The following is a 20745-nucleotide window of genomic DNA, read 5'->3' as shown; positions in this document are numbered from 1 at the left end:
GCGCCAGGTCGACTTACAGGCTCTACCCGACGCGCTCGCTCCGCCATGCCCCAGGCAAGGCACCTCAGGCCGCGCCAAGCCAGGCCAGCGCTGCGACAACCAGCGCTTCGACACCTGTTTCCAAGGTCGGATGCAGGACCGGCGCGAATTGTGGGCTGTGATTGACCGGCAGTTCGTTCAGCTTGCCCGCCGCCTTGGCCTTCGCATAGATGCTGGGATCACTGCCGCCCACGAACCAGAACACCGAAGGCACCTGCCAAGCGGTGCCGAAGCAGCCGAAATCCTCGCTGGCCGGCGCGGGGCCCGTGTGTTTTACCCGGTCGGCGGAAAAATACGCGCGAAAAGCCTCGGCAATGCGATTGCTCGCGGCCTCGTCGTTCACGTTGAGAGGGTAGCGGTCGAGCGGGGTGATCTCCGGCTTGCGCGGGGCGCCCGAGGCTTCGGCTTCGGCATTGACGATGCGTTCGATCGCCGCAAGCACGTGCTTGCGCACACCGGCATCGAAGGTGCGAACGTTGAGCTTGATGATGGCATCGTCGGGAATGACGTTTTCCTTGGTGCCGGCCTGCAACACGCCGACGGTGACCACTGCGGCATCCGTGGCGGCAACCTCGCGCGAAACGATGGTCTGAAGCCGCAGGACAACGGATGCCGCCATGACGACCGGATCGATGCTCGCCTGCGGCATCGAGCCATGCGCTCCGCGCCCGAACAGACGGATTTGCAAGCTGTCGGCCGCGGAGGTGATTGGTCCGGCGCTGCCGGCGACACTGCCCGCCGGGCCGACCATGACATGCTGGCCGAGCACCACATCGGGCGTGGGAAAGCGTTTAAGAAGGCCGTCGTCGATCATGGCCTGGGCGCCTTGCGCGGTTTCCTCACCGGGCTGGAAGACAGGCATTAAGGTACCCTTCCAGACATCACGCGTCTGCGACAGCAATGTTGCCGCACCAACCAGCCAGGCGACGTGCATGTCGTGGCCGCACATATGCGCCACTGGTACGGTTTTTCCCTCGGCGTCCGTCGCCGTGACCTGACTGGCATAGGCAAGGCCGGTGTTCTCGGCAATCGGCAGCGCGTCCATATCGGCACGCAGCATCACCGTCGGTCCCTTGCCGTTGCGGAGCAGTCCCACGACACCCGTCCTGCCGACCCCGGTCGTCACTTCGTAGCCGGCTTTCCTGAGCCCGTCCGCGGCGAGGCCCGCAGTCCGCGTCTCCTGCATCGAGAGTTCCGGATGGGCGTGAATGTCCTTGTAGAGCGCCTCAAGATGGGGCAGCAGCTTGCCCATGTTCGACAAGATGGCCGATGTGTCCTCGCGAGATGTATCCTTCTGCATGATAGTCTCCTACCGACGGCTTTTGAACCTTCGATGGCCAGCGGCGATGATGATGATCGTCGTCACCTGAAGGGACGGCAAGTCCAATTCCTTCGATCAACTGATCGTGACCCCATCTCACATTCGCGTTTCGGCACAAGTCGACCCTGTTCGCTGCCTTTCGTCGTCGACAACGACGTGACGTCGTCCTTCTCGGACTGGCGGAAAAGCTCGGGCGGGACCGGGGTAAACAGGGCCGCGGGAGCGCCGGTGCTGGCACCTTGTCCAAGGCGCGCCGCGGCCAGGCCTGCGTCAAGCGGAGTGGAGAACATCTGGCGGCAGGTGCTTCGCTGACGGCATGCCGGGAGCCGGCACGCCGCCTTCTCGCAGCGTCTGCGGGCGGTTCCCCTGCACGGCACAGTGAGGGGAGCGCGGCGTTGGCTGGAGGAACTGGCCAAATCAATGCCTTGCTCAATGTCAAGGGAGAACCATAATGGGCAGAGCAAGGGCTGTCTCCGATGACATTGGGCGGCAATAAATGACAGACGAAACATCGCTGGTTCTGATGATCGTCCTGCCTTTCGCGGGCAGCCTTGCCGTGATCGTACTTCCGAAAAACGCGCGCAACGCCGCAGCGACTCTCGCCGGCGCAGTGGCGCTCATCGGTCTGGTTCTGGCGGCTGGGTCTTATCGGTCCATCCTCGATCGAGGTGCGGTGCGCAGCGATATCCAATGGCTTCCCACGCTGGGCCTTGATTTCACTTTGCGAATGGATGGATTTGCCTGGCTGTTCGCCATGCTCATAAGCGGCATCGGCTTCCTCGTCGTCATCTATGCGCGTTACTACATGTCGCCCGAAGACCCCGTTCCCAGGTTCTTTTCATTCCTGCTCGCCTTCATGGGATCGATGCTTGGGGTCGTCATTTCCGGAAACTTGATTCTGCTGGTCGTGTTTTGGGAGCTGACCAGCATTTTTTCCTTCCTGCTGATTGGCTATTGGCACCGCAACGCCAGCGCCCGTGACGGCGCCCGCATGGCGCTGACGATTACCGGCCTCGGCGGCCTCGGCCTGTTGGCTGGCTTCCTGCTGATCGGCCATCTTGTTGGGAGCTATGACCTTGATCGTGTCCTGGCCTCGGGCGACCTGATCCGCTCCCACGGCCTCTACGTGCCTATCCTGGTTCTTGTGCTCCTCGGGGCATTCACCAAGAGCGCGCAGTTTCCGTTCCATTTCTGGCTGCCGAACGCCATGGCGGCGCCGACCCCGGTCTCGGCGTACCTGCACTCGGCGACGATGGTGAAGGCCGGCGTGTTCCTGCTGGCGCGCCTGTGGCCGGTGCTTGCGGGGACGTACGAATGGTTCTGGATCGTAGGCTTCGCCGGCATGATGTCTTTCGTGCTGGGAGCCTATTTTGCGATCTTCCAGCGGGACGTAAAGGGCTTGCTCGCCTATTCGACGATCAGCCATCTCGGTCTGATTACGCTTCTGCTCAGCCTCGGCAGCCCACTGGGGGCGGTCGCAGCCATCTTCCACATGATAAACCACGCCACGTTCAAGGCCTCGTTGTTCATGGCTGCCGGGATCATCGACCATGAGACCGGAACGCGCGATATGCAGCGGCTGGGCGGACTGTTCCGCTTCATGCCCTACACCGCGACGCTCGCCATGGTGGCAAGCGCAGCCATGGCCGGCGTCCCCCTCCTGAACGGATTTCTCTCCAAGGAAATGTTCTTCGCCGAGGCGATCGCAACGCACGCCGATTCCATTCTCGATACCGCCGCGCCCTATGCGGCCGTCCTCGGCAGCGCTTTCGCGGTTGCCTACTCGGTACGCTTCATCCACAGCGTGTTTTTCGGGCCGCTGCCGGCTGATCTGCCTCGCGAACCCCACGAACCGCCGTTTTTCATGCGGTTTCCGATTCAGCTTCTGGTCCTCGCCTGCCTCCTGGTCGGGATCGTTCCCGGCCTGACCATCGGCCCGTTCCTCCACACCGCTGTCACCGCCGTCCTCGGATCCGCAACGCCGGAGTACAGCCTGGCCGTTTGGCATGGGTTCACAATTCCGCTGTTCATGAGCGTGTTGGCGCTCGCCGGCGGGGCAATCCTCTATCTGCTCCTGAAGGACTATCTGGCGCGCTGCGAGGACGGACCACCCTACCTCCGCCGTCTCAGGGGGCAGCGCGTCTTCGAGCGCGTGGTGGTGGCGGTCTCGTGGAGAGGTGCGCGCTTCATGGAAAGCCGTCTTGGAACGCGTCGGCTCCAGCCGCAACTTCGCTTGCTGGTCGTCGTGGCCGTCATCGCCGCTGCATGGCCATTTTACAGGCTCGGTTTCGATCCCGGTCGGCTGACAGTCCAAGGCGCCGACGTCTCCTTCGCCGGTATCTGGGCGATCGGCGTCCTGTGCGCTCTCGGCGCTGCGTGGCAAGCCAAGTTCCACCGACTGTTCGCCCTGATCCTGCTCGGCGGAGCCGGACTTGTCACCTGCATCACCTTCGTCTGGTTTTCCGCACCAGACCTCGCGCTCACTCAACTGCTCGTGGAGGTGGTGACCACGGTTCTCATCCTTCTCGGCCTGCGCTGGTTGCCCAAGCGGTCGACAGACGTAACCCCCGGCCTGGCCACGACAGGGGCAAGACTGCGCCGCTACCGCGATCTGGCCATGGCTGTGACGTGCGGAACCGGCATGACCATGATCGCCTATGCGGTCATGACACGGACCCCGCCCGCGACCATCGCCGACTTCTTCCTGACAAAGGCCTATTCGGAAGGCGGCGGCAGAAACGTCGTCAACGTCATCCTGGTGGACTTCCGGGGTTTCGACACGTTCGGCGAGATCACGGTTCTCAGCATCGTCGCTTTGACGGTGTTCGCCCTGCTTCGCCGGTTCCGGCCGGCGCCCGACAATGTGGCCCCCCCTGAACAGCAACGCCTCCAGCGGGCATTTGACGAAGCCCGGCCCTATCGCGAGGCGGGCGATACGGTGAGCGACTATTTGCTGATCCCCGCGGTGATCATGCAATGGCTGTTTCCGGTGATCATCGTGTTCGCCGCCTATCTGTTCATGCGCGGCCACGACCTCCCCGGCGGCGGCTTTGTCGCCGGCATCGCATTGGCCACTGCCTTCATTTTGCAGTATCTGGCGGCCGGCACACGCTGGGTTGAAGACAGGCTGCGGGTCCTGCCGGTGAACTGGATCGGCTTCGGCCTTCTCCTGGCCGCCCTCGTCGGCGCCGGCTCCTGGCTGTTCGGATACCCCTTCCTGACCTCGTATTCCGGCTATGTCGAACTGCCGCTGATCGGTTCCGTCCCGGCGGCTAGCGCGACCCTTTTCGATCTCGGCGTCTTTTCGCTCGTTCTCGGTGCGACGGTGCTGATGCTGATCGCTCTCGCCCACCAGTCCATCCGCCGGCTGCGCGCATCCCGGATCGCCGCGCAAGGCAACGAGGAAATCGCATAGTGGAGCTTATCGTCGCCATCGCAATCGGCGTGCTGACGGGGTCCGGCGTTTGGCTGTTGCTGCGGCCGCGGACCTTTCAGGTCATCGTCGGCCTGTCGCTCATCGGCTATGGCGTCAACCTGTTCATTTTCTCGATGGGCAGACTTAGGGCGAATGCGCCCCCCGTTCTCCAGGCCGGCGCTGTGCTCAACCCGGCGGACCACGCCGACCCCATACCACAGGCGCTTGTTTTGACCGCGATCGTCATCGGCTTCGCGACAACTGCCCTGTTCCTCGTGGTGCTGCTCGTTTCACGCGGCCTGACGGGCAGCGATCACGTTGACGGCAGGGAGCCCAATTGATGGAAGCGGCAGGTCATCTCATTGTCATGCCGATCGTCCTGCCGCTGGCGGCAGGGGCGTTTCTGCTGCTGCTGGACGAGCGTCGCCATGTCATCAAGGCAGTGATCAGCATCATGTCGACACTTGCGCTGATGGTCGTCGCCATCGCTCTGCTTGGCTCCGCTGACAATGCCACCGCCTCGTCCGGCGCAGCAACCAACAGCGTCTACCTGCTCGGCAATTGGCCGGCGCCGTTCGGCATCGTGCTCGTGCTCGACAGGCTATCTGCCCTCATGCTGGTCCTGACCAGTGTCCTGGCGCTAGCTTCCCTGGCCTTCTCGCTGGCGCGCTGGCACAAGGCAGGTCCGCATTTCCATACGCTTTTCCAGCTTCTCCTGATGGGGCTGAACGGGGCGTTCCTTACCGGTGACCTGTTCAACCTGTTCGTCTTCTTCGAGGTGCTTCTGGCCGCTTCCTATGGCCTCGTGCTGCATGGCTCGGGACCGCTCCGCGTCAAGGCGGGCCTGCACTATATTGCAGTCAATCTCGCGGCTTCGTCGCTGTTTCTGATCGGGGTCAGCCTGATCTACGGGGTGACCGGTACGCTGAACATGGCAGACCTTGCGCAGCGAATCCCGGCGGTGCCGGCGCAGGATCGGATGCTGCTCGAAGCCGGCGCCGCCGTCCTCGGTATTGCCTTCCTGGTCAAGGCGGGCATGTGGCCGCTCGGCTTCTGGCTGCCGGGCGCCTATTCAGCGGCAGCGGCCCCGGTGGCCGCGATCTTCGTGATCCTGACCAAAGTCGGCTTCTACGTCCTCCTCCGGCTCTCCCTGCTGCTTTTCGGCGTCGATGCCGGCGCCACGGCGGGCTTTGGCGACGCGTGGCTGCTGTTCGGCGGCATGGCCACCATCGCCTTCGGCGCGATCGGCGTGCTGGCGTCGCAGGCGGTGAGCCGGCTCGCCGGCTTCAGCATCCTGGTCTCATCCGGCACGCTGCTGGCGGCGATCGGCATGGCCGACGCGAGGGTCACTGCCGGAGCCCTGTTCTACATGGTCAGTTCAACCCTGACGATCGGTGCGTTCTTTCTCCTGATCGAGCTCGTCGAGCGCGTGCAGGACCCAGCCGCGAATGTTCTGTCGGTGACCATGGAAGCCTATAGCGACGATACGCAGGAGGACGTGGCGGACGAGGAAGTCGGCGTTGCCATTCCCGGGACGCTGGCCGTTCTCGGTATCTGTTTCGCGGCATGCGGCCTCTTGCTCGCGGGCCTGCCACCGCTTTCGGGATTTGTCGGAAAGTTCGCGTTGCTGACCGCAATGGTGCGCCCCGAGCCGGTGGCGGACGGCGTCGTCGTCGCGGGCTCGACATGGGTGCTGGTCGCGTTGCTGATCCTCTCCGGCCTGTGCGCCCTGATCGCCACGATGCGCGCCGGCATGCAGATTTTCTGGGCGCCGATCGAAGGCACCGTACCGCGCGTGTTGCTCCTGGAGATCGCGCCAGTAGCCTTCCTGCTGACGCTCTGCCTGGTGATCGCGGTTCAGGGCGGACAGATCATGCGCTATATGGAAGCCACCGCCCAGGCCCTGCATTCGCCATCGGGCTATGTGCGAGACGTCCTGTCCGCCCAACCGACACCAGGCCCCAACGCTCCGAGCGACAAATGAGCGCCCTTGTGCCCTATCCGCTGCTGACAGCGTCGCTGCTGATGATGTGGGTCCTGCTCAATGGGCTGTCCGTCGGCCAGGTGGTTCTCGGCGGCATAATCGCGCTTGCGGCGTCCTTGGCGATGGCAGCGTTGCAACCCGTCAAACCAAGGATACGACGCTGGGACATGATCCCGCCACTGGCCCTGATCGTCCTGGCCGACATTCTGCGCTCCAACATCGCCGTGGCGGGCATCATCCTGCAAGGCAGGCGGCATGCGCGAACATCCGGCTTCGTGATGATCCCTCTCGAACTGCGCGACCGGACTGCGTTGGCCGTGCTCGCCTGCATCATCACCAGCACGCCCGGCACGGCTTGGGTGGAATATCATGCCGGCAACGGCATGCTTCGCATCCATGTTCTCGACCTGATCGACCAGCAGGCGTGGATCGAGCTGATCAAGCGGCGTTACGAACGGCGGCTGATGGAGATTTTCGAATGAGTGGCGTCATAATCGCCTGGTCCGTCACCATCGCCCAATTGCTTCTGCTGGCCGCCATGGCATGCGCTCTGCTGCGCCTCGTTCGAGGGCCGCGCGCCCAAGACCGGATTCTGAGCTCCGATGCGCTCTATGTCGGCGCCATGCTCCTCCTGCTGACCTTCGGCATCCGTGCCGGCAGCACCGTCTATTTCGAGGCTGCCCTGGTGGTCGCGCTTCTCGGCTTCGTCTCGACCGCGGCGCTGGCGAAATTCCTCATGCGCGGCGAGGTGATCGAATGACCCATGCCGCTGATCTGCCGGTCTGGGCGGCTCTGCTCACGGGGTTCTTCCTGATCCTGGGATCGACGCTGACCCTGCTCGGCTCGGTCGGGCTCCTGCGGTTCAGGAGCTTCTACGAACGAATACATGCGCCGACGCTGGGGACCACCTGGGGCACGGGCGGTGTTCTGATCGCCTCGATGATCTTTCATTCCGTGCTTCAGTCGAAACCTGTCCTGCACGAGATACTGATCGCACTGTTCGTGACGGTCACGACGCCGGTCTCGCTTATGCTTCTGGCGCGCGCGGCGCTTTACCGGGACCGCAGCGAGGGCAACGACGGCGTCCCGCCATTCGAGGCGGCTGCGGAATCCCGGAACGAAAGACGACGATCATCCAACACATAGCCTCGATCAACTTCGGACAGGCGGCACCGCTAGAACATCCACGTCGACCGATCGCAGAATGCTTTCAGTCACGCTTCCCAGCAGCACCTTGATGAGACCCGTACGGCCATGCGTTCCGATCACCAGCAGATCTGGCGCAACCTCCTTGATCGCCTCCATGATCGCGTCGACAGGGCCCGCTTCCTTGACACGCAGCGACCATTTGTCGACGCCAAAATCATTTGCTTCCAGAAACGCGACCAGGTCCCTGCCCACCTGCAAGCGTTCTAATGCCACGTAGCGCGCGATCTCGTCCTTGCCTATTCCAGCATTTGACATTTTTCCCTTGGCGAACGCATCGAAACCATGGACCAGCCAAAGGTTGGCATCGCCGATCAGCCCAACTTCCCTCGCCGTCCTGATTGCACGGGCGGAGGGCTCGGACATGTCGACAGCGGCCATCACCTTTCTGTATGCATGCTTTGCGTCTGCATTCACCATCAGCACCGGGCACGGTCCTGTACGGATCACCCGTTCGATCGTTGTCCCGACAAAAATATCGCGGAGCAACTGCTTTCTGTGCGCGCCCATGACAATGAGATCGATCGAACGCGCCTCGGCCGCCTTCAAAAGGCCGTCGAACGGATCGCCGGCGACAACCACGGCATCACACCGCAGTCCCTGCAGTTCAGCCATGGAGATCGTTTGCTCCTCAAGATATCTCCGAGCTTCACGGCTTTCGAGTTCAACGATCGCCGAGGGTTGGTCGTCGTCGACGACATGGACGAGTGTGAGTTGCGCGGCAACCTGCCGAGCCAAAAGACCGGCCCGCCGCACTGCCCGCTGTGAGCGGGTGGAAAAATCTGTCGCCGCAAGGATTTTCATGGCAGCTCCTGTTCCTCGCCCGTGAGATCATCAGCGTAGCCCTTCGGCAGATCTTGGGTCGTGATCCAGTTGACGATGGTCTCGCTTGTGCGGAAGGGCCATCCTAGGCGCCAGCTCCTCAATACGGCAAGTGCCGCCCTGGCAATGCAAAGAGCAGGTGGTCTTGCAGCCGCGCCTGCCATCGTCGGCCTTGACTTCCAGGATTGCTTCACCAACTATGACTGTATGAACAGCGCAGCCAAAATCCGTCGTGATTTTCTTTTCCGGGTTTGCCCGATCGCGGGATCGTAACCCCCGGCTCGGCTGCTATGCGCGCCCCGAGCCGCGGGGCATGACTTACATCAACATCGGATGATCCGCACGGCTGCACAGCCTCGGCGATATCGCGGTTATTATCAAGATTTCAGGAATTGGCTCAGTTCCGGCGCCCTTGGCGGGCGGCTGGTGTGGGCAAAGCATGAGTGTTCAAATGCAAACCAACACGAAAACCCGGCGTAAGCCGAACATCCGCATCTCGCAGTCGGACCATGCGCGTCTGTCGGTGCTTGCGAGCACTGTGGCGACACGCAACCCGGAGGCGTCCGATGAACTGCTCGCCGAACTTGAGCGCGCACGCATCGTCGCCGATGGTTGGGTTTCCGACGGCACCGTCCGGATGGGTTCGACGGTGACGTTCAAGCCCGATACTGGCAATGCGAAAACAGTGACGCTGGTATATCCAGCCGATGCGGACATCGCTGAGGGCAAGGTTTCAATCCTCACGCCGATTGGCACGGCCCTGATCGGTCTCTCGGCCGGACAATCGATCATGTGGACCGCCCGCGACGGACGCCGGCACGAACTGTCGGTGCTTGCCGTGGCCCAGCCCGCTTCGCAAGGCGACGGCACCGATCGGCACGGACCCGCGTCTGCGACGATCGCGGCGGGCGTCTAGACATGGGCATTTCGATCCGTCTCCTCAATCACGCAGGCGGCCTGATCGTGGGAGTCTGACCCCCTGCGCCGGCCTATCTGGTCCGGCACAGGGGTTGCCTTCCACATCCGATCAACCGCTTGACGCCGGATCCCTTGCGCGGGCCCGGCTGGAGACGCACCATGCCCCCTATCGACAGCTGCCAACTGACCACCAAGGACTATACAATTCTTGAGGTGATGCGGGAGCGCCATCCCGCCCGCGATGAAACCTTCTCGGCTATCCTTCGACGGAAGATCTCGAGCGCGGTTGTGGTGTTTCGCGAAGACATCCCCGCAACCGTCGTGACGCTGAGCAGCCGCGTCGCCTATCGCGTAAACAACGGCCCAGCCGAAACCCGCATCGTCGCACATGACGAGATGCGCGGTCTGGTTGGCATGCTTTTGCCCATCACCAATCCGCGCGGCGTGGCGCTGCTGGGTCTGGCCGAAGGTCAGTCCATGTCCATTCCAGCTGCGGACGGCGGCGTCGAGACGCTGACCGTGCAGGAAGTGGTCTATCAGCCAGAAGCCGCAAGGCGCGAGAGATTGAAGCTGACGGAAGGCGCTGCGCAGGACTCGTTGCGGCCGGGGGGACCAATTCTGCGCGTCGTCCATCGTTCGGATGAGCTGCAGGACAAAGCGGATGACAAGGCCATGGCGGCTTTCAACGCCGGGTTCGACGACCCGGGTCCGTCAGCGGCCTGAGCGCTCGACTATCCCAAAGGCTGTGAAGGCGGGCAGACAACCGTTCCGTTGGCTGCTGCCCTCACAAGACGCCCCGTCGGCAGAGTTGTTGACGGGCCTGATCTTGTACCGAATGAGACCGACCAACGAGGATCTGATCATGCATGACGATGACCACCAGAATGGCGCCAAGCCGGAGGATGTGCGGGCTGCGTTGAGGGGCTGGGCATTCTTTGCCGTCCTGATGACCGGCATCTTTGGCGTGGCCTACGCTTTGATTGAAATGTAAATGACCGACGAAGCCAAGCACCTAACCGGCTTGGGCGGCAGGCTTTCGCGAGGGTATGAGCCGCGACGTCCTCCAAGACCAGCCGACGTCAGCCATCCCTGCCGGCCTGGAAACGCCGAAGACCAAGCATAAGAGCGGTCATCGTTGCGCTCGCGCACGCCACTGCCAGCAGGGTGATCACGCCCGCGGAGCCGGAATTCTGCGCTGCGCGAAATGCGTTGTGTTTTGCGGGCAAAGGACTGTGAACCAGAGCTTTCAGGTCTGACTTGCTGCCGTGTCGAACAGAATAGGCGCGCGTGAATTCGGCCCCGAGGAGAAAGATTTCAGACGAATAGAAAACCCACAGGAGGACGACGAGCAGCCCACTGGCCGCCCCATATGAGGAGGCGACAGCACTGGTGCCGATGTACCAGCCGATAAGAGATTTCCCCAGTGTGAACAGGGCTGCGGTCATGACAGCGCCAATCGCCACGTCCCGCCATTGCAGGGTTCGATCGGGCAAGACTTTGTAGATTGCGGCGAACATGGCCGAGATCAGCACAAACGAAATGACCGCGTTGATCATGCCGAGGATAATTGTGCCGAACGGAAGATGAGCATTGATGATGTTCCCCAGTGCCGCGATCGCTGCGCTTGCAACGAGAGACACCAGCAACATGAAACCGAGCGCAGCGACCAAACCCAGACTTGCTGCGCGGGCCCGGACCAGACGCGACAACGAACTTCCCTGGGGCTCAACCTTCCAGATCGTGTTCAGGGATTGCTGCATTTCGCCAAAGACGCCCGATGCGGCCACCAGCAACGTGACGACCCCGATCGCTGCGGCCCAGGTTCCGGATAACCGGCTCGAGGCGCTCTGCAGCGCGCTCTGCAGGAGATTTGCGCTTTCTGGCCCCATCAGCCCCGAGATCTGAGCAGACAATGCCAACTGCGCAGCGTCGCGACCGAAGACAAGACCTGCAATGGCGACCATAATCAGCAGAATTGGGGCCAGGGAGGTGGCGGCATAAAAAGCCATTGCCGCGCCATGACTGAGAGCATTGTCGTTGACGAAGCCGACAGCGCTTTCCCTCGCCAGGTCCCATACATTTGTGATCGAGCGTCGCATCTTGCGTCCGTCGGCATTTGGCAATTGTGTCTACCAGCAATGCGCCAGAACTTCCGATGTTCCGATCAGGCCGCTCACGCGGATTCAGGACTTGGATCGAAACTCTCGACGAGGAACCGCCGCGGGGTCTCGTTTCCTATGGCAGCGCGAGCCCGATCTGCGGTGGGCCGACTCCGCGCGGCCTCCATCGCCTGGCAGGAAGTCAGAAATGGCGTCTCTGCCTGGTTGGCTGGCGCGGGGTTTGCGACAAATGCCGGTTCAACGCCAGTTCGGGGGCTCCAGAAGAGCCTCGCCCCCTACCGCCGGCGTCGACGTCGGGTGACACCTGGTCGCTCGCTCGAACTGTCCCCTGGGCCGCAGTCGGTCGGTCTCGTCCGCGATACAGCGAATTGCGGTCAAGCAGTTGTGCGACGATCTTGCGGGCCAGCAGCGTCAGGGGCCCCCTTCACACCGATCGTCAGACGGCGTCGGAACCGCATGCCAAATGCTTGTTTGCCCCCTCCAACCAGTCGCGAGGAAACGCTGATGCCACCCTCCAACTGCAAGGGTCATTGGCGTTGGCCCATTGGATAATCCTGCGTGTTGATGCAGGAGCGCCATTGTCTCTCAACCGGTTGTCTGACCTATTCTGGATCTATGGCTCAGGGGTGGGCCGGGCATTGGGGAAAAATCTTGAAAACTCTTGGATATTTAGGGGTGGCTTCGGCCGCTCTGCTGACCGCCTGCGCCACGCCAGCAGATAAGATCACAGCCGCTTATACATCACCAATTTTGTATCAGAGCTTGACCTGTCAACAGATCGCTGCAGAGGCACAGGCGGTGACGTCTCAAGTTGCATTGGCAACCGGAAACCAGAACCAGAAAGCGACAGGAGATGCCGTCGCCTTTACGGTGGGAATGGTTGTCTTCTGGCCTGCCTTGTTCTTGATGCATGGCGACGGCGCTGAAGCTGGCCAGGTCGCCAATCTGAAAGGCCAGATGCAGGCGCTCGAAATAGCCAGCGCGCAGAAGGGCTGCGGGATAGTGTTCCAACAGCCAAAGCCGGAGCCGAAGCAAGCCAAGAAAGGCGCGACGCCTTATCCGTGACCGAACAAGGAGGAACCACCCGACTACGATGGCAGGAATTCACATAGCTGTATGAGCGGGCTGAACTCGTTCTGGACGGTCTTGTTCCGATTGTGTTGGCTGTGGGCGTGCAGCGTTTGAAGCAACCGCCGTGGACCACGTGACGAAATCAGCCTTCCAAGGCCTGAACAAATGACGGCACCCGGCATCCAGCGTTATTGGCGCGAGCGCCCTGGCTGGCGCAACGATGCCGGCTGGGCTTCGCGAAGCCAAGGCAGGCACCGCGTTGGCGCTTCCCGCATCGAGGCTCGCGGCCTCCAAGATCGCGATATTTCGCCGTCCAGTCGTGACCTTCGGGGGGCCGGTCGACGAGCGCCGGCATCAATGTCGGGATGAAACCGCAACCCAAATCAGCGGGCACTTAATTGGTTGCGAAGCATTTTAACGAATCGTTGACCGCGCCGTCCTATTCTGGGACAGCGCGGTCGAACCCCAACCCTGGCTGCGCGGGCGGCTCCGGCAACCCACCCCGTCGCTGTGTCGGAGCCGCTGCCTCACCAAAATACTAGCAATGGTTGAATTAACTGTTACCGCACGCGCTCCCGACTCTCTGTCGCCAGCATTGCTGGCGGCAGGGCACTTGCAGTGGCAAGGCAAGGTATGGGTGCCGAAGGCGCCTATTCTCCCGCATTTCGGTGTTCCCCATTGACCTATCCCAAGGCCCGGCGTGAAACCGGGCTTTCTGTTTTGGCTTTCAGGTCCTTGCAATGAGCCAGCCACGACCGGCCCCTGCTCACCAGGCACACGGCCGTCTTCCGGTTTCTGCCAGTTGTCAGCGTGCCCCCGGACTTCGATGCCGAACAGAACAAGACGGCGTAAGGGCGTCGAACCGTCGCGAAGGATCTTCTGATAGGTTGCCGGGCTCTTGGCTTTGATTGGCCAGCCTTTGGCACAATCCGCCGCCCCGGCGCGCGGTGCTCAGGATAGTCTTGAGCTCACCACCCTTGGATTGGCGCCACGCAAGGGCGCCTTGTCGACGGATTATATCGGTGTCCTGGAACGACGCTCGCTCGCCGTGGCAAGCAGCTTTTCAATCGTCGGCGCAATCTAGGTCCCGGCGCTTTCGAGCGCCGCAGACCGATGGCCTCGAAAGCCCTTTCTGAGGGCGTGCATGACAGCCATGCTGACGGATGCCCTGGCCAGCGCACCAAGGGCACCGGCGTGCAGCTCTGGGCAAGTTACGGCGACAGGTCTGGCACGTGACGGCCAGGACGTGGGTGAACATAGTGGACTCCAGGCGCACGTTGTAAAAGCAACGTGCAAAAAACTGCACCGCGTCGATTTGGCGATCCATCCCGGAGTGGAGTACTGTGCGGCCCTCAGTTCACCATCGAGCCACCCCGGGGAAAAGCATATGCTTCCCCGGAAAGCCTCAGCATCAAGATAAACGTTTTCGTGCGCATGCCGGCAATGTAAACGTTGCTCCGGCTAAAGCAAGGATGGAAACTGCCCTGCGACAAAAGTATTCCTTGTGACATGCATTCCCACATTTGACTTCTGCGGCGTTATGGTCAAAATGGCGGCATGCAAAGTTTGCTCCGCTATTTGCCGTTTGTTCGGCTGGGCCTCATCGTAGGCCACTAGCCCTGGTCCGGATTGTCGCCGAAGCGACAAGCGGGCCAGGGAGTTCTTCTGACATCACCGATCTAAGTGGGTGAGCTGGCCACAACATTTGCGGGCTCAATCCGATTGTGAACGTCACGCGGCTTGTTCCGGCGCGATAAAGAGCCGGACGCAGCTGACGAAACCTTGACCTCAGGGCAGGAATCCAATGTCAAAGAAAAACGGTAACCGAGAAATTCGCAAGCCAAAGAAAATCAGAGAAAAAGATGTAGAAATATCTGCGGTATCTCAGCAATCTGTCAGAACGGGGCAGCGCGTGCCGAAGAAATAGTATTCGACATAACACATATGACGCTGCCTTGCAGATAATCGCCCCGAATCGGGTTATGAGACCGTCTTGAAGTCGGTCACATATTGGTTCTATTCCGAACTTAAACCGTTATAGTACCATGAAAACCGCCGTGAAATCGCTTTTTACGTCCGGGTTTTCCCCGTTGCGGGATCATGGCCCCTGGCTCGGCCTGCCAGAGCCAGGGGCGGTATTTTTCTCCCGACGTATTCTGTCGGCTCGGCTGCGGAAAACAATCGCCGCGCGATGTGGAGATATGTCATGCGCAACAGTCAAGTCTTTCGCCTCACGACAAAAGACTACACCATCCTCGAAATCATGCTCGACCGTTGCCTTGGGCGTGACGATCCCTTGGTCCCCATCCTGAAGAGAAAGCTGTCGGCCGCCGTCGTGACGTTCCGGGAGGATATCCCGGCAAACGTTGTAACGCTGAGCAGCCGGGTCACTTACAGGGTGAACGATGCCCCGGCTGAAACGCGCATCGTTACCCATGACGTGATGCGCGGCCTCGTCGGGTCGGTTCTGTCGATCACCAATCCGCGCGGGCTCGCGCTTCTGGGCGTGGCTGAAGGCGAGCGGATGACATTCGCGGGGGGGGACGGAAGCGAAGAAACGGTCTCCGTAGATCATGTGGTTTATCAGCCTGAGTCCTCCCTGCGAGAAAAGGCCAGGCTTGGTCGAGCGGCGGCAAGCGGGCAAGCGCCTCAGCCCGCTCTGGGCGCCGCGCGCGGCTCAGGAGACATTCTCCTGAGGGCAGCCAGGTCGATGTTCATGACGGATTGCTTCGACGATCCCGGACCGTCAGCTGATTAAGCTGGCAAAATAAGTATTGCTTTGGGCGCGGACGTGATCGGTGTCACGTCCGCGTGGCACGCAACGGTGGCTGCGGTTCAACGAAACCGTTGATCCACGCGTGCGTTTTGGTTCAGTACGCTTCATCTAAGGTTCCATCATGGACGAAGCCTGGTTTTCCAAGCCTGTGTCCTGTCACCACTGGCATAAGTGGAGACATTCGCAATCTGTCGAACGCTCAACAAGCGGCAGATTTGCTCGAAACCACTGGCGCGACGCAGGAAGTCAAATACATCGGTCCGCGTTAAGAGCTTGTCGACAGGCCAAAAGTGGGGGTGTCTCCCGCCGATGTCGCAAGAGAAGTCTTCGTCGAAGCTGCTCGGGCAGCACATATTTTGGTTGAGTGAGAGTCCAGCTCAGGTGCTGAATTGCTTGTTTGTCTTTTGGCCATCGAGCGCGTTCCCGCGCCGTGTGCCGAAGCCAAGCAAGGTCGAGCGGTCGCGCTCCTCGGCCTGTTTCCTGGACCGCGCGCGCATCAGATCCTTCCAGCCGACATAGCCGACCAACTGCAAGCCCTCACGGGTGACGACGGGCAGATGGGATACGTTGGCGATCAGCAATTTGTCGGAGAGACCTTCCAGATACTCATCCGGATAGGCCAGCGTGACTTTGCCGCCGGCCAGCAACTCGCCAAGCGTCGTGGTGCGGTGGGTGCCGGCGCGTCTCCAGCGCAGGATCGCGGGCGGATCGATGAGGCCGAGCACATGCCCGTTCTCGTCGATCACTGGAAAGCTCGGATGCCGCGTTTCCGGCGCGGTCAGGAATGCCGCGGCGCCATGCAGCGTCATCGTCGCCGGCACACTCTCGACCTCGGAGGTCATCACCTCGCGCACCCTGGTCAGAGCGAAGGGATCGACGCGATACTCGCGAACCAGATGGTGTCCCCTTCTGGCGATCTTCTCGGTCAGGATCGAACGCTTCATCAGCAGCACCGTGACCGCGTGCGCCGCGGCACAGGCCGCGATCAGCGGCACCAGCATGTGCGTATTGCCGGTCAGTTCGACGGCAAAGAAAGTTGCGGTCAGCGGCGCCCGCATCGTACCACCCATCGTGGCGGCCATCGCCAGCAGCGCCCAGAAGCCCGGATCCGCCGCAGGCAGAACGCCAGCGAGCACCGCCCCCATCGCACCGCCCATGATCAGCAGCGGCGCCAGCACACCTCCAGATGTTCCCGAGCCGAGTGCAACCGACCAGATGATGGCCTTCACCACCAAGAGGATGAGTGCCGCGTTAGCGACCGTGCGGCCTTCCAGCATGTCGGAGATGTTGTCATAGCCGACGCCGAGCGCCTGCGGTTCGATCAGCCCGCCTATGCCGATCACCAGACCGCCAATCATTGGCCACCACATCCAGTGGATGGGCAGCTTCTGGAAGCCGTCCTCGCAGGCATAGACCATCTGCGTCAGCAGCCCCGACAAAAGGCCGGCCGCGACACCGATCGCCACCCAGCCGGCAAGGCCGACAAAGGACACCTCCATGCCGCCCTGAAACGGAAAGATGGGGCCAGGCAGATGCAGCAGGGTGCGCTCGACCTCGGCAATGATCGCCGCCACCGCCACGGGGATGAAGCTGCGCGGGGTCCATTCGAAAAGCAGCAGTTCGACCGCCAGCATGATGGCGGCGATCGGTGTTCCGAACACGGTGGTCATGCCCGCCGCCGCACCAGCCACCAGCAGCGTCTTGCGTTCATTGTCGCTGACCGGCAGCATCTGCGCGATCAGCGAGCCGATCGCGCCGCCGGTCATGATGATCGGGCCCTCGGCGCCGAACGGGCCGCCGGAGCCGATCGAGATAGCCGACGACAGCGGCTTCAGGACCGCAACCTTGGCGTCGAGCTTGGAACGCCCGAGCAGGATCGCCTCGATAGCCTCGGGAATGCCGTGGCCGCGAATCTTCTCGCTGCCGAAGCGCGCCATCAGGCCGATGATCAGCGCGCCGATCACCGGGACGATGACGGCGGCAAGTCCGAGCGGCGTGTCCCGCAGCTTGAGATCGGCGAGCGAAAACTGGCCGAAATAAGCAATGTTGGTGGCCAGACGGATCAGCTTCAAAAGCCCGATGCCGGCAAACAGGCCCGCCGAGGCGACCACGACGGCTATTGCCGCGATGAACAGCACCCTGGCATCGGTGGTGAAATCCCTGAGATGGCCGGGATTGGAATGGTGGATCTTCATGGGGTGCTTTCTGGCGGCGGCCGGATCTCGAACCTGAGGCACGGCCGAAGCGGCCAGCCGGGTTGTCGGTTGGCTATGTATCGTAACACGATATAAATATTCAAGCCGGTTTCGCTCGAAATCCGTTTGAGCTTTCGCGGAAAACGAACAAATGTCAGACATGACGCAGCCGCACAAACCACGCCCCGCCATCAGACAAGCCGACTACCAGCGGCTGTCCGAGTTTCGCTACCTGATCCGCCGTTTCCTCGAATTCAGCCAATTGCAGGCGGAAGACGCCGGCCTGACGCCGCGCCAGCACCAGGCGCTGCTGGCGATCAAGGGTTTCCCAGGCGGCGGACCGGTGGCGATTGGCGATCTGGCGGAACGCCTTCGCATCCGCCATCACAGCGCCGTCGAGCTGGTCAACCGTCTCAGCGAGGCAGGACTGGTCGCGCGGGATCAGGACAGGGACGACCATCGCCGCGTGCTGCTGCGGCTGACCGAGCGAGCCGACGATTGCCTGGCCGAGCTGTCGGCCGCGCATCTCGACGAGCTTTCACGCATAGAACCGATGCTGAGGCGTCTGCTCGTCCGCGATGGCGACCAATCGGCGCCAGGTCCCGATTGTGGAGTCGCGGGCACGTAGCCCGGATCCCGCGGCCGTTTAGAAAACTCGGTCGCCTGTGCTTCAATTCGTCTGCACATGCGGGACGTGGTCGGTGGGCGGCCCTGATCTGCGTCATGACGCAATGCGCGGCCGCCCCGTGGCTGTAGCGACGACGATGGCTTCGACGAAACTGCGCTCGCCCTCGATTGTAGCAACCCTTATGTCCCGTGAGATCTCGATCCGCGCCTGATCGGTCCCGGCGCGCTCGGCGAGACCTGCTGCCAAGGCGCGAATGTGGGCTTCGGCGGCGGCCATTGCTTCGTCCTCGGTGTCATAATCGTCCAGGCGCAGGCCGGAATTGAGACGGAAGAGGCCGATCTCCGGCTGGCTGACGCGGGCTTCCGCCGACATCCGTACCTGCCCGACCACCGCGCCCAGCGCATTGGCGACGTCGGCATGTTCGGCAATCCTGCACGCATTGCCGATGATCGGCGGCAGCCCCGCGTAGTGAAGCGACGCCGATGCGCCGAGGCCGATCACCGGCCGGTCGAGTGCGATCGACAGCTGCGCCATGCCGCCTTGTCGGCCAACCGCCCGCTGCACCAGCGGGCTGGCAATGGAGACGCCGCCCTCCAGCCCGTCCTCGGCAAAGACTGTTTCAAGAATAGCTTCGGCCGAACGCCGGGTCACCGTGGCGAGAACCATCTCGGAAAGAGCTTCTGCTTCTTTGGCGACACGATGCCCCTGGGCGTCGCGCTTGCGTGAAAACAGTTCGGCGCCCAGTCGAGCCGCGACGGGATCCCAATTCCCTTGCCGGCCGACCACGTGGGCCGCGTCGGAGGGCGTGAAGCCCACGATATGCACCAGACCGCGCGCGACCAGGCGGTTGAGTGTTGCGACCTGTGACGTCGATACGAGCAGCCGATCAAGCGCGGCGGGAATTGTCGATATGTCGGCATAGAGCCTTGCCTCGGTAACCGTCAGGCCTGCAGCGAGACGCTCGGGCACACCCGTACGCACCGCGAAACGGCCGTCCAGCCGGCTCGTGTTTGGGCTGAGCAACTGCCGCTTGAGACCTTTGTATATGGCATCGTCGTGCTTCACTGCCGCGAGCGCCAGCGGTACCAGTCGGCGGGGCCCGAGCACGATCGTCGAAGTCAGCGATCGCTCATGAAGCGAGACTTCCGAATCTCCACCGAGGCCAAAGGTGCGCATGGCGACGGCTTCCACCATGGTTCGCATTCCGCCGACGGTGGCGCCTTCCGGATCGAGCCGCAGGCGGCCGCCGTCGAGAACGGCGATGTCGGTGGTGGTGCCGCCAATGTCGGACACGACGGCGTCATCGATGCCGGTCATGTACCGCGCCCCCACCAGGCTTGCCGCTGGTCCTGAGAGGATGGTCTCGATCGGCCGGGCCCGAGCGAATTCGGCGGTAATGAGCGCGCCATCGCCGCGTACGACCATGAGCGGAGCGACGATCCCACGTTGCGCCAGAAAGCCCTCGGTGGCGTTGACGAGGCGATCAATCATCGAGATCAGTCGCGCATTGAGAAGCGTCGTCAGCGCCCGACGCGGGCCGCCAAGTTTCGACGACAATTCATGCGAACAGGTCACCGGAAGCCCGGTCCGCGCGCGGATGACGTCGCGTACCGCGATCTCATGTTCGGGATTGCGAACCGCAAAATAGGAGGCCACGGCGACACCCGAGACAGTGTCGCCGAGAGACGGCAGCGCGGCCACGAGAGCGTCCAGCACCAAAGGACGCGGATCGCCGTGGACGTCATGTCCGCCCTGGCAAAGGATGACCGGATCGGAGCCGAGGGCTTTGGACAATCCGCTCCGGGCAAGATCGGCTTCATCGAAGCCGACCATGATCAGCGCGACCCGTCCGCCCTGCCCTTCGACGAGCGCGTTGGTGGCCAGCGTGGTCGACATCGAGACAAGCTTGATCGCGCTGGGTCTGACGGCAGCCTCGGCCAAAACAGCATCGACGGCACCGGCGATGCCCTCGGCAAGATCGTGTCGTGTGGTCAGCGATTTGGCCTTGGCCACAATGCCGGTAGATTCCGACCACAGGACGGCATCGGTGTACGTGCCGCCGGTGTCGATGCCCAGATACAGAGGCGACGGCTGGTGCGCATATGCGTTCATCTTGTGCAGTCGCCCAGCCCAGGCCCCGGCGAGAAATATCCGTGTTTCAACGCGCGCCGATCGTCGAGACCCGGCCGCGGTGTCGGGAAAGATGGCCTTCGCCGGGCATCCGGGTTCGCAAACCCAGCCGTGGGTGCA

General features: G+C 62.2%; 17 protein-coding genes. 12 read left to right on the top strand and 5 right to left on the bottom strand.

All coding sequences use genetic code 11. The features are described from left to right. Positions 1 to 64 precede the first annotated feature (64 nt). Positions 65 to 1339, bottom strand: coding sequence for a M20 family metallopeptidase (locus tag OOJ09_RS27840; RefSeq protein WP_269908271.1), 1275 nt, complete (start codon positions 1337 to 1339; stop codon positions 65 to 67). A 517-nt stretch (positions 1340 to 1856) separates the two neighbouring features. Here OOJ09_RS27840 and OOJ09_RS27835 point away from each other — a divergent pair. Genes OOJ09_RS27835 through mnhG form a run of 6 tightly spaced genes read left to right on the top strand, consistent with a single transcriptional unit; the run spans position 1857 to position 7905 of the window. Continuing rightward, positions 1857 to 4775, top strand: a complete 2919-nt coding sequence (locus tag OOJ09_RS27835) for a monovalent cation/H+ antiporter subunit A (protein WP_269908270.1) — start codon at positions 1857 to 1859, stop codon at positions 4773 to 4775. Next, the gene (locus OOJ09_RS27830; protein WP_269908269.1) at positions 4775 to 5116 is read left to right on the top strand and encodes a Na+/H+ antiporter subunit C; all 342 of its coding nucleotides are present in this window, start codon (positions 4775 to 4777) and stop codon (positions 5114 to 5116) included. Before OOJ09_RS27835 ends, OOJ09_RS27830 begins: the two co-directional genes overlap by 1 nt. Further along, a complete protein-coding gene (locus tag OOJ09_RS27825; protein WP_269908268.1) occupies positions 5116 to 6759 on the top strand; it encodes a monovalent cation/H+ antiporter subunit D in 1644 nt (547 codons plus the stop codon). Before OOJ09_RS27830 ends, OOJ09_RS27825 begins: the two co-directional genes overlap by 1 nt. Next, positions 6756 to 7241, top strand: a complete 486-nt coding sequence (locus OOJ09_RS27820) for a Na+/H+ antiporter subunit E (RefSeq protein ID WP_269908267.1) — start codon at positions 6756 to 6758, stop codon at positions 7239 to 7241. Before OOJ09_RS27825 ends, OOJ09_RS27820 begins: the two co-directional genes overlap by 4 nt. Next, positions 7238 to 7519: a K+/H+ antiporter subunit F gene (locus OOJ09_RS27815; protein ID WP_269908266.1), complete on the top strand. Its 282-nt coding sequence runs from the start codon at positions 7238 to 7240 to the stop codon at positions 7517 to 7519. Before OOJ09_RS27820 ends, OOJ09_RS27815 begins: the two co-directional genes overlap by 4 nt. Beyond that, positions 7516 to 7905 (top strand): monovalent cation/H(+) antiporter subunit G, encoded by a 390-nt coding sequence (gene mnhG / locus OOJ09_RS27810; protein ID WP_269908265.1) that lies wholly within the window; start codon positions 7516 to 7518, stop codon positions 7903 to 7905. Before OOJ09_RS27815 ends, mnhG begins: the two co-directional genes overlap by 4 nt. 6 nt (positions 7906 to 7911) lie before the next feature. Here mnhG and OOJ09_RS27805 read toward each other — a convergent pair whose 3' ends face one another. Beyond that, positions 7912 to 8769, bottom strand: a complete 858-nt coding sequence (locus OOJ09_RS27805) for a universal stress protein (protein WP_269908264.1) — start codon at positions 8767 to 8769, stop codon at positions 7912 to 7914. Positions 8770 to 9238: 469 nt separating this feature from the next. Between OOJ09_RS27805 and rnk the strand changes: the two genes are divergently transcribed. The 3 genes from rnk (at position 9239) to OOJ09_RS27790 (ending at position 10696) form a co-directional block, all read left to right on the top strand. Then, positions 9239 to 9703 (top strand): nucleoside diphosphate kinase regulator, encoded by a 465-nt coding sequence (rnk, locus tag OOJ09_RS27800; protein ID WP_269908263.1) that lies wholly within the window; start codon positions 9239 to 9241, stop codon positions 9701 to 9703. A 161-nt stretch (positions 9704 to 9864) separates the two neighbouring features. Then, positions 9865 to 10428 (top strand): nucleoside-diphosphate kinase, encoded by a 564-nt coding sequence (locus OOJ09_RS27795; protein WP_269908262.1) that lies wholly within the window; start codon positions 9865 to 9867, stop codon positions 10426 to 10428. 139 nt (positions 10429 to 10567) lie between these two features. Next, complete coding sequence (locus OOJ09_RS27790) at positions 10568 to 10696, top strand: hypothetical protein (RefSeq protein WP_269908261.1); 129 nt, start codon at positions 10568 to 10570, stop codon at positions 10694 to 10696. 88 nt (positions 10697 to 10784) lie between these two features. Here the strand turns inward: OOJ09_RS27790 and OOJ09_RS27785 are convergent, their stop codons facing one another. Then, positions 10785 to 11804: a YihY/virulence factor BrkB family protein gene (locus OOJ09_RS27785; protein ID WP_269908260.1), complete on the bottom strand. Its 1020-nt coding sequence runs from the start codon at positions 11802 to 11804 to the stop codon at positions 10785 to 10787. 672 nt (positions 11805 to 12476) lie between these two features. Between OOJ09_RS27785 and OOJ09_RS27780 the strand changes: the two genes are divergently transcribed. Together OOJ09_RS27780 and OOJ09_RS27775 are read left to right on the top strand one after the other, a co-directional pair. After that, positions 12477 to 12890 carry a hypothetical protein gene (locus OOJ09_RS27780; RefSeq protein ID WP_269908259.1) on the top strand — a complete coding sequence of 138 codons (414 nt, stop codon included), beginning with the start codon at positions 12477 to 12479 and terminating at the stop codon, positions 12888 to 12890. A gap of 2212 nt (positions 12891 to 15102) precedes the next feature. Beyond that, positions 15103 to 15654: a nucleoside-diphosphate kinase gene (locus OOJ09_RS27775; protein ID WP_269908258.1), complete on the top strand. Its 552-nt coding sequence runs from the start codon at positions 15103 to 15105 to the stop codon at positions 15652 to 15654. Positions 15655 to 16049: 395 nt separating this feature from the next. Here the strand turns inward: OOJ09_RS27775 and OOJ09_RS27770 are convergent, their stop codons facing one another. Continuing rightward, a complete protein-coding gene (locus tag OOJ09_RS27770) occupies positions 16050 to 17867 on the bottom strand; it encodes a chloride channel protein (RefSeq protein WP_269908257.1) in 1818 nt (605 codons plus the stop codon). A 151-nt stretch (positions 17868 to 18018) separates the two neighbouring features. Here OOJ09_RS27770 and OOJ09_RS27765 point away from each other — a divergent pair, with 151 nt between their 5' ends. Further along, positions 18019 to 18495: a MarR family winged helix-turn-helix transcriptional regulator gene (locus OOJ09_RS27765; RefSeq protein ID WP_269908256.1), complete on the top strand. Its 477-nt coding sequence runs from the start codon at positions 18019 to 18021 to the stop codon at positions 18493 to 18495. A 93-nt stretch (positions 18496 to 18588) separates the two neighbouring features. Here the strand turns inward: OOJ09_RS27765 and OOJ09_RS27760 are convergent, their stop codons facing one another. After that, on the bottom strand, positions 18589 to 20607 hold the full coding sequence (locus tag OOJ09_RS27760) for a hydantoinase/oxoprolinase family protein (RefSeq protein WP_269908255.1): 2019 nt from the start codon (positions 20605 to 20607) through the stop codon (positions 18589 to 18591). Positions 20608 to 20745 lie beyond the last annotated feature (138 nt).

Source organism: Mesorhizobium qingshengii, from assembly GCF_027563465.1.
GTDB classification, from domain to species: Bacteria; Pseudomonadota; Alphaproteobacteria; order Rhizobiales; family Rhizobiaceae; genus Mesorhizobium; species Mesorhizobium qingshengii_A.
This window is presented reverse-complemented; position numbering and strand designations above follow the sequence as displayed.

What these genes read in the sequence shown, in the direction of transcription:
- OOJ09_RS27840 (WP_269908271.1), bottom strand. Translation starts at nt 1,339, where the DNA reads ATGCAGAAGGATACATCTCGCGAGGACACATCGGCCATCTTGTCGAAC.
- OOJ09_RS27835 (WP_269908270.1), top strand. Translation starts at nt 1,857, where the DNA reads ATGACAGACGAAACATCGCTGGTTCTGATGATCGTCCTGCCTTTCGCG.
- OOJ09_RS27825 (WP_269908268.1), top strand. Translation starts at nt 5,116, where the DNA reads ATGGAAGCGGCAGGTCATCTCATTGTCATGCCGATCGTCCTGCCGCTG.
- OOJ09_RS27820 (WP_269908267.1), top strand. Translation starts at nt 6,756, where the DNA reads ATGAGCGCCCTTGTGCCCTATCCGCTGCTGACAGCGTCGCTGCTGATG.
- OOJ09_RS27815 (WP_269908266.1), top strand. Translation starts at nt 7,238, where the DNA reads ATGAGTGGCGTCATAATCGCCTGGTCCGTCACCATCGCCCAATTGCTT.
- mnhG (WP_269908265.1), top strand. Translation starts at nt 7,516, where the DNA reads ATGACCCATGCCGCTGATCTGCCGGTCTGGGCGGCTCTGCTCACGGGG.
- OOJ09_RS27805 (WP_269908264.1), bottom strand. Translation starts at nt 8,769, where the DNA reads ATGAAAATCCTTGCGGCGACAGATTTTTCCACCCGCTCACAGCGGGCA.
- rnk (WP_269908263.1), top strand. Translation starts at nt 9,239, where the DNA reads ATGCAAACCAACACGAAAACCCGGCGTAAGCCGAACATCCGCATCTCG.
- OOJ09_RS27795 (WP_269908262.1), top strand. Translation starts at nt 9,865, where the DNA reads ATGCCCCCTATCGACAGCTGCCAACTGACCACCAAGGACTATACAATT.
- OOJ09_RS27790 (WP_269908261.1), top strand. Translation starts at nt 10,568, where the DNA reads ATGCATGACGATGACCACCAGAATGGCGCCAAGCCGGAGGATGTGCGG.
- OOJ09_RS27785 (WP_269908260.1), bottom strand. Translation starts at nt 11,804, where the DNA reads ATGCGACGCTCGATCACAAATGTATGGGACCTGGCGAGGGAAAGCGCT.
- OOJ09_RS27775 (WP_269908258.1), top strand. Translation starts at nt 15,103, where the DNA reads ATGCGCAACAGTCAAGTCTTTCGCCTCACGACAAAAGACTACACCATC.
- OOJ09_RS27770 (WP_269908257.1), bottom strand. Translation starts at nt 17,867, where the DNA reads ATGAAGATCCACCATTCCAATCCCGGCCATCTCAGGGATTTCACCACC.
- OOJ09_RS27765 (WP_269908256.1), top strand. Translation starts at nt 18,019, where the DNA reads ATGTCAGACATGACGCAGCCGCACAAACCACGCCCCGCCATCAGACAA.
- OOJ09_RS27760 (WP_269908255.1), bottom strand. Translation starts at nt 20,607, where the DNA reads ATGAACGCATATGCGCACCAGCCGTCGCCTCTGTATCTGGGCATCGAC.